At 40.1% G+C, this 14,661-nt stretch carries 10 protein-coding genes and 1 pseudogene; 4 read left to right on the forward strand and 7 right to left on the reverse strand.

The window, feature by feature from the left end:
- Positions 1 to 46 precede the first annotated feature (46 nt).
- Positions 47 to 3,217: an efflux RND transporter permease subunit gene (locus B4U84_RS11515; protein WP_131117924.1), complete on the forward strand. Its 3,171-nt coding sequence runs from the start codon at positions 47 to 49 to the stop codon at positions 3,215 to 3,217.
- Between the two features lie 324 nt (positions 3,218 to 3,541).
- Here the strand turns inward: B4U84_RS11515 and B4U84_RS11520 are convergent.
- From B4U84_RS11520 to B4U84_RS11545, 7 genes and pseudogenes are all read right to left on the reverse strand, one after another.
- A pseudogene (locus B4U84_RS11520) lies at positions 3,542 to 3,635 on the reverse strand (hypothetical protein); the annotation flags it as partial.
- 90 nt (positions 3,636 to 3,725) lie between these two features.
- Entirely contained in the window at positions 3,726 to 5,882 is a 2,157-nt protein-coding gene (gene recQ / locus B4U84_RS11525) for a DNA helicase RecQ (RefSeq protein ID WP_131117927.1), read from the reverse strand.
- Positions 5,883 to 6,022: 140 nt separating this feature from the next.
- Complete coding sequence (locus B4U84_RS11530) at positions 6,023 to 6,490, reverse strand: DUF29 domain-containing protein (RefSeq protein ID WP_017313197.1); 468 nt, start codon at positions 6,488 to 6,490, stop codon at positions 6,023 to 6,025.
- 69 nt (positions 6,491 to 6,559) lie between these two features.
- Positions 6,560 to 8,086, reverse strand: a complete 1,527-nt coding sequence (locus tag B4U84_RS11535; RefSeq protein WP_131117930.1) for an ABC transporter substrate-binding protein — start codon at positions 8,084 to 8,086, stop codon at positions 6,560 to 6,562.
- Between the two features lie 218 nt (positions 8,087 to 8,304).
- Positions 8,305 to 9,771 (reverse strand): bifunctional serine/threonine protein kinase/MFS transporter, encoded by a 1,467-nt coding sequence (locus tag B4U84_RS11540; protein WP_131117933.1) that lies wholly within the window; start codon positions 9,769 to 9,771, stop codon positions 8,305 to 8,307.
- 33 nt (positions 9,772 to 9,804) lie between these two features.
- Positions 9,805 to 9,975 carry a hypothetical protein gene (locus B4U84_RS30530; RefSeq protein ID WP_165490270.1) on the reverse strand — a complete coding sequence of 57 codons (171 nt, stop codon included), beginning with the start codon at positions 9,973 to 9,975 and terminating at the stop codon, positions 9,805 to 9,807.
- 496 nt (positions 9,976 to 10,471) lie between these two features.
- Positions 10,472 to 11,197 (reverse strand): FHA domain-containing protein, encoded by a 726-nt coding sequence (locus B4U84_RS11545; RefSeq protein ID WP_131117936.1) that lies wholly within the window; start codon positions 11,195 to 11,197, stop codon positions 10,472 to 10,474.
- Between the two features lie 989 nt (positions 11,198 to 12,186).
- On the opposite strand from B4U84_RS11545, the gene B4U84_RS11550 reads away from it, so the two are divergent.
- The 3 genes from B4U84_RS11550 to B4U84_RS11560 all read left to right on the forward strand — a co-directional run bounded on the left by B4U84_RS11550 (position 12,187) and on the right by B4U84_RS11560 (position 14,483).
- On the forward strand, positions 12,187 to 12,702 hold the full coding sequence (locus B4U84_RS11550) for a DUF29 family protein (protein WP_017313192.1): 516 nt from the start codon (positions 12,187 to 12,189) through the stop codon (positions 12,700 to 12,702).
- 256 nt (positions 12,703 to 12,958) lie between these two features.
- Positions 12,959 to 13,657 (forward strand): Crp/Fnr family transcriptional regulator, encoded by a 699-nt coding sequence (locus B4U84_RS11555; RefSeq protein WP_017313191.1) that lies wholly within the window; start codon positions 12,959 to 12,961, stop codon positions 13,655 to 13,657.
- Positions 13,658 to 13,811: 154 nt separating this feature from the next.
- Positions 13,812 to 14,483, forward strand: a complete 672-nt coding sequence (locus B4U84_RS11560) for a DUF2232 domain-containing protein (protein WP_017313190.1) — start codon at positions 13,812 to 13,814, stop codon at positions 14,481 to 14,483.
- The last annotated feature ends 178 nt before the right edge of the window (positions 14,484 to 14,661 follow it).

Genomic DNA, 14,661 nt, shown 5'->3' on the forward strand with positions numbered 1-14,661 from the left:
TAACTGTTAACTGTTAACTGTTAACTGATTCATCCCCAATCCCACTATGAACTTCATCGAAACTTCTGTGCGTTGGCGACATGGTACTTTTGTCCTGTTTTGCTTACTATCAATATTGGGAGTATTTTCGCTGCTGAATCTGCCTTTGGAGTTGCAACCAGGAGGCGATCGCCCGGAAATTACGATCACTACTACCTACCCAGGTGCAGGGCCGACGGAGGTCGAAGACCTGATTACGCGCCCAATTGAAGAGCAAATGGAAGAGGTGCTGGGTGTTCAAGAAATTACAAGTAATTCCCGGTCTGGACGCAGTAGCATCACGCTAGAATTTACTCAGGATGCCGATGTGCAGGAGCGGATGATCGATGTGATCAACCGCTTGCAGCAGGTGGAAAGCTTACCTCCAGAAGCCCAAGAATCAAGTGTAGAATTGGTGGGTGGTAATAGTTCCCCGATGATGTGGATTCCTTTTGATACGAAGGAAGGATTTCAACCGGATGCTAACCGCTATCGAGATTTAGCCGAAGAAGTCGTAATTCCCCGGTTGCGACGGGTGGAGGGAACAGGACAATTTCTCGTAGTCGGTGGACAAGAGCGAGAAGTAGAAGTGAGGGTTGATCCGAAAGCATTGTCAGATCGCAACCTCACCATTGGTAACGTGGTAGAAGTACTGCGGGAAAACAACCGCGATATCCGGGGTGGGCCGTTAATTTTGGGACGACGGGAATATCGAGTACGTACAGTCAGTCGCTCTCAAGATTTATCACAAATAGAAGGCTTTGTACTCCGACGTGATCAGTCCGGTACAGTTTACTTGCGAGATGTCGCTCAGGTACAGATGGGGCGCAAACCGCAAGACAGTGCGTTAGTATTTAACGGTAAACCAGGGGTAGCAGTCGGTGTGATTCGGCAAATTGGGGCAAATGTTCCAGAGGTTGCTAAAGGTATTCGCGCGGAAATAGCTGCACTGCAAACAGAGTTTGACAAGCAAAATCAGGGAATTCGGTTTGTCTACAACTATGACGAGAGCCAATATATCAATCAATCGGTGTCTTTTGTTCGGGAGAACTTGGTCAGTGGTGCATTACTAGCAACTATCGTCTTAGTGCTATTCCTGGGTTCGATGCGAACGGTGGCTGTAATTGCTATCACTATTCCTATTGGTACAATTGCTGTGTTTATCGTCATGTCTGCATTAGGACGGACATTGAACATTATCAGTTTGGCAGGATTGGCGTTTTCTGTAGGTATGGTTGTAGATAATGCGATCGTCGTGATTGAGAATGTCTTCACCCATATGCAGCAGGGTAAAACTGCCATGCGAGCGGCGATTGAAGGTACACAAGAAGTTTGGAGCGCCATGCTTGGTTCTACCCTAACTAACGTTGTGGTGTTTGCACCGTTAATTATGGTGACGGGTGAAGCTGGACAACTTTATGCTGATATGGCGATCGCTCTTTCTGCTTCTTCTCTATTCTCTTTATTCGCCGCCTTGACTTTAGTCCCAATGCTTTCGGGATTGTTCCTCAAACAATCGGAAGCAATGCAAATGATGGAGGGGGGCGAATATCGGGGTGGTAATTGGTTAGAGCGTTCGGTTGCTAAATGTTCAGCCGTATTTCGTCATTTTCAAGGCAAACTGGAAAACTTTCTCGCTTCTACAGTTAGTTGGTCACTAGGACGTAAGCGAATTGGTCGAAGATTATTAGTACTGTCGATTCCTGTGGCTTTACTTTTGATCAGCGTTATGCTATTACCACCTGCGGATTACTTACCAGAAGGTAATCGCAACTTAGTTGTGTTGCGGGCGGAACCATTACCAGGAACCAGCATTCCCGAAGCGATTCGCCAATCTGAATCTATACAAAAATTTTTGCGATCGCAACCAGAAGTTGAGCGGATTATGTATGTTGATCGTCCCGGCGCTCTGCGGGGGATAGCTACAATCTTAAAACCAGAATTTGCCACCACAACAGGGTTAGCTGAGATGGTAGATCGGTTACGCGCTCAAAGCAGTAACTTTGCTGGATACCGCTTTATGGTTCCAACTCGAATTTCTATTTTCCGCGATCCTGGTAAGGAGTTTGAAGTCGATATTGTCGGGGCTGATCTTAATCAGATCAGTGATTTGGAGAAACAAATTACAGCCAAATTACGGCAACTTACGGGAGTGCAGAATGTACGTTCCAACTTTGTCACAGGAGCCGGAGAACTGCAAGTGATTCCCAATCGAGAACGCATTGCTGAGGTGGGAATTTCGGAAGCTGATATTGGTTCAATAGTCGAAGCAGCATTGGGTGGACGCATTGCTTCCGATTACATTGATGGCAAAGAAGAACTTGATGTTTCAGTGGAGTTACAAAATACTTCCGTAGAAACACCAGAACAACTGCGACAATTGCCACTCTTCGCTCAGGGGCGACAGGTACAACTAGGTGATGTTGCTGAAGTCAATGAAACGATTGGGCCGGATGTTATTAATCACGTCGATTTAGAGCGATCGATCAGCCTCACCGTCTCCCTCGCACCGAATGCACCCCTTGCTACCTTAGTAGAACGCACCGAAAAGGAAATTCTCGCTCCTTTGCGTGCCAATTTACCTACAGGCTATCGGTTAGAATTAGCAGGTTCCGCAGATCAGTTAGCAGCGACTGTGAGTCAACTAGCTGCTGCGTTTGCATTTTCGATTTTGATTACATACCTGTTATTAGTAGCGCTTTATCGATCATTCCTTTACCCAGTAGTAATTATGGCTACTGTACCAATGGGGATGAGTGGCGCACTCTTGAGCCTAGTCATTGCTAACCGTATTCCCGGAATGAATGTGGCGCTGGATATGATTACAGCCTTGGGATTTGTGATCCTCACAGGTGTAGTTGTCAACAACGCCATTCTCTTAGTCGATAGAGCCTTGCAACTTCAGGAAGCCGGCGAAGATTACGATGCATCACTCTATAACGCAACGAGCGATCGCCTACGGGCAATTTTCATGTCTGCGGGAACTAGTGTGTTAGGAATGTTACCCTTAGCAGTCCTACCAGGACAAGGTTCAGAATTATACCAGGGATTAGGCATCGTCCTGACTGGTGGTTTAGCATTTTCCACTATTTTGACACCCACTGTTGTACCTGCGCTCATGGGTTTACTACATGATTTCTCTGGACGTAGAAAGCAATCAGTTGTCACAAAAAATACTGTTGGAGTCAGTAAGGGGTAATGGGGATCGGGGAAAAGGGATCGGGGAAAAGGGTGTGTGGGGTGTGTGGGGAGTAATGTAGAGACGCGATTCATCGCGTCTGGGAGTGTGGGCAATACGGTTCGGATAAGACAAATCGATTGGTATCTAAACCCTGTAGAGACGTGCCATGGTACGTCTCTACATGCCCAAATCATGACGAAAAATTCTTAACCGAACCGTATTGGGAGTGTGGGGAGTAATGTAGAGACGCGATTCATCGCGTCTGGGAGTATGGGGAGAAAAATTACTTCCTTGTCCCCCTTCCCTTGTCCCCTTTCCCCTTTCCCCTTTCCCCTTTCCCCATTTTGGCCCCATACCTACAACACCAGCATATACGGCGCGATCGCCTAATTCATCTTCAATTCGCAGCAAGCGGTTGTATTTTGCCACCCGTTCGNTACTTCCTTGTCCCCCTTCCCTTGTCCCCTTTCCCCTTTCCCCTTTCCCCTTTCCCCTTTCCCCTTTCCCCTTTCCCCGATCCCTTCTTTCACTTACGGCTCTTTTTTCGCCACTTACTTCTGACTAGACGAATTTCTTCAAAGCTATAACTATCGCCAAGATATTCTTTAATGGGGGTAAGGGCAATATCTCCTAAAATTTCTAACACTTGTAAGATTTTTTGCTGTTTTTCTGGTGGTACCAAATCATTTAAGTCTATGGGTTGATTTTTTTCGATTAAATCGCAGAGGTGACTAAAAATTGTTGTTGAGCGCAGGTTACGTTTTGCGGCAATTTCTGAGATACTTAAACCTTGTTGATATAACAGCAAGGTTTGTAATTCTGTAGCAGAGAGCGAACTAAAAGCAGATGGTAGGTTTTGTTTTTGTTCTTGAAAATTGTTTTCTTGGCAATATGCGCGAATTTCGGCAATAAATTTATCACCATATTGACTCAATTTATGGCTACCTACCCCGGAAAGTTGACTAAATGCATCTTTAGTTTGGGGTTTGACTTGAACCATTAATTTCAGAGTCGAATCAGGGAAAATCACGTAAGGTGGAACAGACTGTTCATCTGCTAGTTGTTTCCGTAGCGATCGCAACCTCTGCAATAACATTTCTGATTCTACACTTTTAGCATTATCTTCAGTCCAAGTGATCTTTTGGGTGACGGTGACAGCAATCGAAACTGTACGCTGTCGTCGCATGACTTCCCAACTTAAAGCGTTAAGTTTTAAAACGGCGTAACCATCAGTACTTTGTTCTACTAAACCTTGATGTAACAAAGAACGTCCCAGCATTCGCCATTCTTCCAAACTTTTATCTTTACCGATACCGTAGGTAGAAAGTTTTTCGTGTTCGTATTGGGCAATTTTCTGGGTTTTCGCTCCCCGCAGCACATCTATAATATGACTCATGCCAAATTTTTCTTTGCAACGAGCGATACAAGAGAGAAATTTCATCGCTTCTACTGTCCAATCTTGCATCGGTTTGGGATAGCGACAGTTATCACAATTATCACAATTTCCCGGAAAACGTTCGCCAAAGTAACTAAGTTGGATTGTGCGACGACAGTCTGTACCTTCAGCGTAATCTATCATCTGTCGCAATTGTTGTTTGGCTATTAACTGTTCTTGTGGTTCACTTTTTTGATTGATCAGAAATTCGATAATTTTGACATCACCATAACTAAGAAACAGTGTACAACGTGAAGCTTCCCCATCTCTACCCGCCCGACCTGATTCTTGATAGTAACTTTCTAAATTCCGGGGTATGTCAAAGTGAATCACAAACCGCACATCTGGTTTATTGATACCCATCCCAAAGGCGATAGTTGCTACCATGATTCGTACATCATCACGAATAAAGCGAGTTTGATTTTTACTTCGTTCTTCGTCTGTCAAACCGGCGTGGTAAGGTAGGGCAGAAATTTTATCATGTTGGAGTTTAAAGGTGATTTCATCAACTTTTTTGCGGGTTAAACAGTAAATAATTCCTGAACCTTGAGAATCGCGGATTAAATCTAGGAGTTCGGCGTAAGCATTCTTTTTTTTGGGACGAACTTCGTAATAAAGATTTTGGCGGTTGAAGCTGGCGATGTGAATACTGGGATCTTTTAACCCTAGCTGTTGGGTAATATCATGACGGACGCGATCAGTGGCGGTGGCTGTAAATGCCCAAGTTGGAACATCAGCGTAACGTTTTCGCAGTATAATTAATTGGCGATATTCTGGGCGAAAGTCGTGTCCCCACTCAGAAACGCAGTGTGCTTCATCAATAGCAAACGCAGAAATACCGACTTCATGATGAATTAAATCTAGAAATGGGAGAAATCGATCGCTAACAAGGCGTTCTGGAGCGACGTAGAGTAATTTAACTTTACCTTGAAGAATGTATTGTTCACGCGATCGCGTCTGGTAAGAGTTCAGACTACTATTGAGGAATGTCGCTGCTACACCATTTTTTCGCAGTGCTTCTACTTGATCTTGCATCAAAGCGATTAAAGGTGATACTACCACAGTCACACCTTTTTTAATCAGTGCAGGTAGTTGAAAGCACAAAGACTTTCCGCCTCCTGTGGGCATAATAATCAGCAAATCCCGATTAGAAAGCGCATTTTCGATAATTTCTTTTTGTCCAGGACGGAAATTATCGTAACCGAAGTGATATTTCAGCGTTTTTTCTAATTGAGGATACTGAGACATAGCGATCGCTTCTTTTAGGCTTTCTGCGTAGGTAGTGATGAAGATATCAGAATTTTAACAATCTCCCGCCTGGAAGTCGCTATCATCAGAGTAAGCGATCGCTCTTCTTCCCCAAAATCCATCTATCACCAGTAAAGCAATTACAGCCCGTAGAAATCTTCATCTAGAATCTGCTCAACCGAAAAAGGACAAACTGTTGGATACTCACTTTCCTCTGGTACACGAACCCCAAATTTAGCTAGTTTACCCTCTTTGATTGCTAGCTTTCGACTATCTGGATAAGCTTTTTCTATTGCTTCTACCAAAAAACTTTTGAGAGAAGGAGTATCTGATAAATTATTGAGAACTCGTTGACGATGTTCAAGTACCGAACTATACCAGCTTCCTTTCATCATATCGGGTGCATCGTGTTGAACCATTAACTTGAGTAAATGCGCCAACAAAAAAGTCAGATTGCTCTTGAGAGCATTTTTTTCCGCCTTACCCAAGTCCACTAGCTCCTCAATCAAATGCTCAATGTCAAGCGACTCAAATTCACGATTTCGTAATTGTTGAATTGTTTGCTCTATCCAATCTTGCAAATCGCGATCGTATAGGTTGTTAGACATTCTTCAAATTAACTCCGTTTTGTTTTTAGCAGAAAGCAGAAGAAGCGCCACACTGTACCTGTACTCATGCTACTTTCCTTCACAACCTTGGATACACTTGAACACATATTTTTCTGGGGAATTTATATCTGATACCATTTGCACTAGCTTGCTTTCACCAGCGCGATCGCCATTTGCTTTAAACTTTATGTGTCCAGTCACTCCTTTATCATATAAAATATTGCTTTTGAGCCTGGAAAGGTACTGTCTTACTCCTTCGCGACTAGGATTTTCTTTTAATGCTTCAATCAAAAGCTTTGTAGCATCATAAGTAGTAGCTGTTCGCCAAGTCACTTTATCTTCGCTATCTTTAGGCTGACACCAAAGTCTATAAGAGTCATTAACAAATTTTTTGGATTCTCCAGAATTGATGGTATAGTGCCAAGGGATTGCAATTACTATATTGCGTAATCTTTTGACTTTATTTTGCAACAAACTTGGAGCGTAGACAGCATCTCCACCTAAGTAATAAAAACTTTGGAATTCTTCTGCTTGCAAATTATAAATAATTTCTGGTAGGTCTGTCTTGGTGTTTGCTAGCATAAATACAGGAACATTACCTGGATTTTTCACCTCCCTTAAAACTTCCGAACCTATAAAATTTTGACCAATATCATATGATTTGAAGATAGTTCCTCCTTTGTTCTCCACAGCATCGCTAAATTCCGATTTAAGAGATAGACTAAATGGATTTCCTTTTTTAAATAAAATAGCTGCCTTCTTTGAAGCAATTTTATTATTATTAAACATGTAATTTGCTAAAGCTTCTGCCTCAGCTTTATTATCAGGAATAATACGGAAAAAATATTCATTTCCCTCTGCAATTTTAACTTTAGTACTAGTAGGAGAAATTGATACCAATTTATGAACGCGATATATAGGAGCTGCAACTTCAGTATTACCAGAAGAGAAATGACCAACAACTCCTAAAATATCTTTGGTGCTACCTAAAGTTTCAGCTATTTTTTGAGTTGAGTTAAGATCATTATCATTATCTATTTCATTAGCAATAATTACTCTAATTTTTTTCCCATTTATATTTTGTTGCTCATTATTAAATTGTTCTTGAGCTTGAGCAACACCGCGTAATAGCTCTAAAGCACTATCTCGAAAATCTTCAATGGGAACCACCACAGCAATTGTATATGCTTGATCATTTCCAATCAGAGCATTATTTTTGTAAATCAAGGTTTCTGGATCTGCACATTCATTTGAGCCTGTTGTTTTATACTCATCTCTTAATTTTTTAAAATTCTCATAAGCTTCATTATATTGTTTTTCCTTCATTTTTACTGAAGCAAGATTTTGAATTTTTATATAATCTGAAATTTTACTATATTGAGAAAAAATTTTATCTCCAACACTAATTCTGTTTTTGACCTCATCAGATATGGGTTTAGGTGTATTGGTAGTTTGAATAGGAGGAGAAGGAGGAAGATTTCCTGGGGTTCCTTGTAATACATATTTGAGATAAGCACCAGAAAAGACAACTATAACTCCTGCCATAAATGCTAATAGTTTGATAAGTAATGATGACTTATTATTATTTTCGGACATAGAAAATTAATTTTTAAATTATGGTTATTTTATTATTTACATGACAATTTCACTTCTTGATTACTGAGTGATTATTAAATAATAAAACTTCATATTTTCTTTAGATTTATTTAATAATTAATATCCTGATGTTATTTCCCTATTTTCTTCAAGCTAGGAACGCTATTCATGGAAATTTCTTCTTATAAAAAGTCTTTTCATAGATTATTTTATCAAGTTTAGCGTGAAGAGCGAGGTAATCTCAAGTACGGAATAACAAGCATTAATAAAAAACTCAAACCAGTCGAAAAAACTGTCATCGCTAAGATAATCAATTTTTCTGTCAAACCACCAAACAACAGTAGAATTACTACAAATGCTGTTATGACTAGTATGCTCAGAAAATTAAGAGTTTTGCCAGATAAAAAATTAAAACTACCACGACATTCAGCAAACATTAAACCAACAATAAATAATATCCATAAACCAGTAATAATCCACTGTGCAAAAATGAAAGATGCTAATGGAGATGTTAGCAACCCATATGTAAAACCAATGAAGGTTCCTCCTAATAATCTTTCTTGAGTTTGTGATGGAGTTTTATTTGGAGTCTGATCTAAATATAGATCTTTCTTATCTGGTGGAACAATAGGTTGAATTGTTAGATGATTACCTAAATTATATGGTTGTTTATTAGCTTCATTTCTTTCTTGATTTTCCGAGTCATTGTGTTTGCTACTACTTTTATGATCTGGTGATAAAAGTAGTTCTAACCATTCTTGTACTGTTTGAGAACGATCCTCATAATATCTTTCCATCCCTTTAAGAATAGCTTGATTTACTTGATTACTAATATTTAGATTCCATTTATTTGGAGGCTCCAATTGATCTTTTTTTGTCCCAACTCTTGTTTCTGCATCTATAGGATTTTTCCCTGTTAACATAAAGTACAAAGTTGCCGCAAGTCCGTGTACGTCAGAATGATAACCTTGCTTTCCATCGTCTTTATATTGCTCAATCGGTGTATAGCCTACTGAACGAAATGATGTTAAAGGTCTTTGTTCTTGGGGTATAAAATTACGAGCAATTCCAAAATCAATTAGTACAGCACCTCTTCCATCTGCCCGGATGATTATATTGTGGGGTTTCACATCACGATGCAGCAGGTTTTGATTATGAACTATTGTCAGTGCGCCTCCAATTTGCTGAATGTATATAATTGCTTCTTTTTCTCGAAGAATACCCTTTCTACGCACAAATTCATCTAAATTTTCACCATCAATGTATTCCATAACTATGCACGGTAATTCTTGATGATGATCTATTTTGATAATCTTGACAATATGAGGATGATCGCATTTAGCTAGCGCTACAGCTTCATTATAAAAATAGTGTTTACACTTGCGAAAATCTGGATGACTTTGCATCTTTTCATTGAGGGTTTTTATAACGACTTCCTTACCTCCTCTGTCTTCGGCTAGATAAGTAATTCCAAAACCACCATTGCCTAGAGTCTGTTTTAGTATGTATGTATACCCATCTGTTACTAACTCAATTGTGCTGCCTTTATCTAACCATTGACCAAACTTCCAGTGACTCATAATACTCCCATTGTTTGGATTGTGTTTATCGAATGCTCGAATTGTGTCATCATCTGGAACGGTGGGTGCAACATCTTTTGGATTATGATTTTGCTCTTGATTCATAATGCGGAATTCAAGTCTTGTAGAGATATCCAGCTAGCAGTTTAAGTATTTAATTGCTTGTGTGAGCGGAAATAGATTATCTTTTGCTAAGTCGTTACTCATAATCTTGGGAGAATAGCGATCGCTCTCAAAACCAGATTCCAAAATCCTGGTTTTTTCATCATAATTGTCAATATTCTTCAATATAACGCTTCTGGATGACATTCAATTCAGTTGTCAACCTTCAGAAGGCAGCTATGCTGGAGGCAGAAGGCAGAAGGCAACCCACCCTTAAAAGAGTGGGATTGAAACAAGGACGTTTTATACCTCACTGCAAGCAGTTTCGGTATAATTATCATTCTGAACTGGGCTTTAGACCCAGAACTAAAGTATCAATTAACACTCCCCAACATAAGTGCCTTCTGCCCACCTACGGAAGCCGCTTTGCGTCTACGACCCTCTGCCTTTCTTTGTAAATTTATGTAAGGCAAGAAAATTACTTACACCGTTATATTTGTCCTCAATTGAGAATCGTTATACATGAGAGTTGCAATGAAAACCTATATAGTGCGATCGCCCCCAATACGGTTTGGACAAGATAAATATATTCACAAACCCTGTAGAGACGTTGCAGTGCAACGTCTCTACATGCCCAAATTATGACGAAAAATTCTTAACCGAACCGTATGCGATCGCTCCTGGGGTTCTACTTTCAAAATAGTCAAGCAATCAGCTTGATTTGCAAGCTATAGCCTCGCCCTTGCTCAGTTTTCAGAAACTTGGGTTCTCCAGAATCTGGCTCAACTTTGCGTCGAATTGCCCAAACAAGGCGAGTCACATCATTACTAGTATGACCAAAAGGTTCTCCCCAAATAGCCTGTATTAATTCGTGATATTCACACACCACTGGCTGATGATCATTGTCCTGATTACGCTGCGCCATGTAATGAATGAGATTGCGCTCTTTTCGACTGAGAACAATCTCCTCTGTTTTCCCACCATCCACTAAAAAAAGTTTCTGTTCATTGAGACTGTACTCTAAGTGGGCAGGTGGTTGAAACTGTAAATATCTACCAGTTTGATCACTGTCTCGGAATGTCAGCGTCCAAAAGACAGGTTCATCTCCGTCTACAAACTTGCCCAGAATAAGTATGACATCACCGTTGTTTAGCTGTAATCTACCATGCTGGCGCACGTCTATCTTGGTATCAGTATTGCACCGTTGCACAAAAGTTCCATTTGCACTAGACTCATCCTCTACCCACCAGACATTTGCTTCACGCTTGAGTACACAATGTTGACGTGAGATAGTCTTTTCGGGATTAGGTAGTACAATATCGTTACCGTTAGTTCTACCTATGGTAAGTATTTCCTGCTCTAGCTTGATGGTGTACTGTTTGCCATTTGGCTCTTGAACATCAAGAAAGTGACATTCTGAAAATAACATTGCTCAAATACCTCCTTTTACCATTGACCTCACTTCTAAAAATTTAGTGAGGTTGCTGTCACAGACTATTATTCTGATGTGAGATGGTATGAGGCAACTGACAAGCTATGTCAAATTACTCTAATGTCAATCCAAAATCGCTTGAATTTTTCTTGAAAATTGATTCTCTTGTCTTTGCCAGAACCCATGTAAACCTTGCGTTAGCTATATTTCAGCGCTGTTTCTCATTGAGGATACTCAGACATAGCGATCGCTTTTTTTAGGCTTTCTGCGTAGGTAGTGATAAATAGCATAGAACTTGTATTCATAAGTTTTACTTAAGCAGTGGTAACGATCACATAAGCTTTGTCACAAATAGATAACCATTGTGAACGAAACAACTTGTGTTGTGAACGAACGCATAAGCTTTGTTACAAATAGATAACCATTGTGAACGAAACAACTTGTATTGTGAACGAACGCACAAGCTTTCGTTACCAAAGCATAAGCATTGTGAACGAAACAACTTGTGTTGTGAACGAACGCACAAGTTTTCGTTAACAAAGCATAACCATTGTGAACGAAACAACTTGTATTGTGAACGAACGCATAAGCTTTCATGACCAACGCATAAGCATTGTGAACGAAACAACTTGTGTTGTGAACGAACGGACAAGCTGTGGTAACGACAACAACTTTATTCTTAACGTCCGCTTCTGTATTGGTAACAAACACACAAGCTGTCGTTACCACGGGGCCAGCTTTGAAAAGGCAGATGTTTCTAGACAATCATTCATCTCACCTGACATCTTGCACCAGTTGGAATCAGCCGTAAAATAAATTTTAAAGCTCAAAGCTTAAACCCATTAAAATGGCTTAAAACTTTAACTAGTCGGTTTAAAACCGACTTTAGCTTTCAGCCCAAATTTTAATTTAGGGTTAGGTGCAAGATATAAGTTACCAGATTTTTCAGGAATGCTAGTATCTAAGCAGAGAATTCTGAGATAACTATGACACAAGAAATAATAGAATTACGACAAAGTATCTTAGAAGGTCGTTATGATGAGGCGCTAGAAATTATTGATGACTTAGAGGAGATGAGTAAGCAAGCAACACTGCGAAAAATAGAAGCTTTTTTAGTAAGATTGTTTATTCATCTCATTAAAAATCAAATTGAACAGCGTTTAACCAACTCCTGGATTGCATCTATTTCTGACTCAGTAATTCAGATTGCTAAATTAAATATTAAAGGTAATCAAAAATCTTATTATATTAAAGTTGATGAATGGCAAGATTTTTTAGAAGAAGCATTAGCAATAGCAATTCGACCAGCTAGTGCTGAAATTTTTGAAGGTACGTTAAAACCTAGTCAAATTTCCCAAAGACTTAATCGAGAAATATTAATTGATGTTGCTCAAAATCTTTTATATTTAACCTATAAATACCAACCTAAAGAATTGCCAGATATTATTGATCATCATTTAGCACAATTACCAGGAGGTCAAGATTGGTTTGAGCAAATTTAAGCCAAAAATACTTGTGAAAATAAGTACCCAGACAAAATTAATTACACATTCTTCAATCTGTTCCCCGTTCCCCGTTAAGAGTTCCCTGACCTCCACGAATGAATTTAATTTTATGCGACTACTTATTAACCAATTTGTGGATGAGATCTCCAAGGACGAACTGACTCAACTTTTTTCTACCTCATCCAAAGCTTAGTTTTGTATGAAGTCTATTGTGTAGATTCCAGTCTTGATCAATGATCAATAAGATGTCGTAATGGAAGAGCGATATAGCGTGCAAACATCCGCCAATCCCTGGATTTATTCGGCTCCCTTTTTTCAAGGTTTGCCAAAAACTGTTGTCGAAGTAGCTTTAACTCATCTTGTGACCCGTACTCACCCAGCTAATCAGGTGATTTTGCTGGAAAATGACTGGGGAGGTTCTGTTTATTTTATCATTGAGGGATGGGTAAAAATTCGTACTTACAATCTCGAAGGTAAAGAAGTAACACTGAATATTCTTGGCAAGGGAGAGTTATTTGGTGAAATGGCAGCACTTGATGAAGTCCCTCGTTCCACAGATGTAATTACTTTAACTAGTACTGTGATTGGCAGTATGCCTGCCCAAGATTTTGTGAAGTTACTTCAAACAGAACCCTTAGCAGGAGTCAGGTTAGCCCAATTAATGGCACGACGCCTACGACAAGTAAATCGCCGACTACGGTTGCGGGAATCTGACAGTCAGTCTCGTGTTGCAGACACATTATTATTTTTAGCAGACGGACAAGGGAAAAAAGGACAAACAGGAACCGAAATTCCGAATTTACCTCACCGCGAATTGAGTAGTTTAAGCGGACTAGCACGAGAAACTGTAACCAGAGTATTGACGAAATTAGAAAAAAAAGGCTTGATCAAACGAGATCAGGAAGTGATTTGTATTCCGGATATATCAGCTCTGGAGAAAATGATCGTGTAAAGTTTGTGGTTAATGGCTAATGGTTAATCCCAATGAACAATTAGTAATTAGCAACAATCTATATAACCAATGACAAGTGACCAATGACAAGTGACCAACGACAAATGACCAATGACTGTTGTACAGACGCGATGAATTGCGTCTCTAATGACCAATGACCAAAAAACCCCTAGATCAACAAGATAATTTAAAACAACCGCAATTAAAGTTAGATGCGCCTTTACGAATGATGGAAACGGCGTTTCTAGCCAGTACTGCTAGCTTAATTTGGTTTATTAATTTTTATTTTCCATTAGGCCCATTATTACGGATATTTTTTCCAGTCCCTATCGCTCTAGTCTATCTACGTTGGGGCAAAAGAGCCTCATGGATGGCAGCTGTAACTTCTGGGTTACTGCTGTCAGTATTAATGGGGCCAATCCGCAGCATGTTATTTGTTATACCCTTTGCCTTTATGGGAGTACTTTTAGGGGCTGCTTGGTATCGTCGTGTTCCTTGGATTATTTCTATCAGCTTGGGTGCTGTATTGGGTACTATTGGGGTATTTTTCCGGTTGTGGTTGCTGTCTGTGTTGTCAGGGCAAGACCTTTGGATTTATGTGATTAACCAAGTCACAGAGATTGTAGAGTGGATCTTCCTGAAGTTAGCTATATTATCATCTCCCAGTACATCTTTGATCAATTGGGGAGCGATCGCCTTAATTATCTTAAACAATTTTATTTATCTGTTTCTCGTCCACATCGCAGCTTGGCTATTACTAGATCGCCTGGGAAACCCCATTCCCCGTCCCCCCCATTGGGTACAAGTTTTGATGGATTATGAATGATTATCAATGGTCAATGGTCAATGCTCAATCCTCAATCCTCAATGCTCAATGCTCAATGGTCAATGGTTATTCTCTTTTGTCTCCCTGCTCCCTGCTAAAAGCTCCCTGCTCCCTGCTAAAAGCTCCCTGCTCCCCTGTCCCCCAATCCCTAATCCCTAATCCCCAATCCCCAATCCCC

This window comes from Westiellopsis prolifica IICB1, from assembly GCF_004323185.1.
Lineage (GTDB): Bacteria > Cyanobacteriota > Cyanobacteriia > Cyanobacteriales > Nostocaceae > Pelatocladus > Pelatocladus prolificus_A.

Bases quoted from the DNA above. Each gene is read 5' to 3' on its own strand.
- B4U84_RS30530 (WP_165490270.1), bottom strand. From the start codon at position 9,975: ATGTCATCCAGAAGCGTTATATTGAAGAATATTGACAATTATGATGAA.
- B4U84_RS11515 (WP_131117924.1), top strand. From the start codon at position 47: ATGAACTTCATCGAAACTTCTGTGCGTTGGCGACATGGTACTTTTGTC.
- B4U84_RS11540 (WP_131117933.1), bottom strand. From the start codon at position 9,771: ATGAATCAAGAGCAAAATCATAATCCAAAAGATGTTGCACCCACCGTT.
- B4U84_RS11555 (WP_017313191.1), top strand. From the start codon at position 12,959: ATGGAAGAGCGATATAGCGTGCAAACATCCGCCAATCCCTGGATTTAT.
- B4U84_RS11560 (WP_017313190.1), top strand. From the start codon at position 13,812: ATGACCAAAAAACCCCTAGATCAACAAGATAATTTAAAACAACCGCAA.
- B4U84_RS11530 (WP_017313197.1), bottom strand. From the start codon at position 6,490: ATGTCTAACAACCTATACGATCGCGATTTGCAAGATTGGATAGAGCAA.
- B4U84_RS11535 (WP_131117930.1), bottom strand. From the start codon at position 8,086: ATGTCCGAAAATAATAATAAGTCATCATTACTTATCAAACTATTAGCA.
- B4U84_RS11550 (WP_017313192.1), top strand. From the start codon at position 12,187: ATGACACAAGAAATAATAGAATTACGACAAAGTATCTTAGAAGGTCGT.
- recQ (WP_131117927.1), bottom strand. From the start codon at position 5,882: ATGTCTCAGTATCCTCAATTAGAAAAAACGCTGAAATATCACTTCGGT.
- B4U84_RS11545 (WP_131117936.1), bottom strand. From the start codon at position 11,197: ATGTTATTTTCAGAATGTCACTTTCTTGATGTTCAAGAGCCAAATGGC.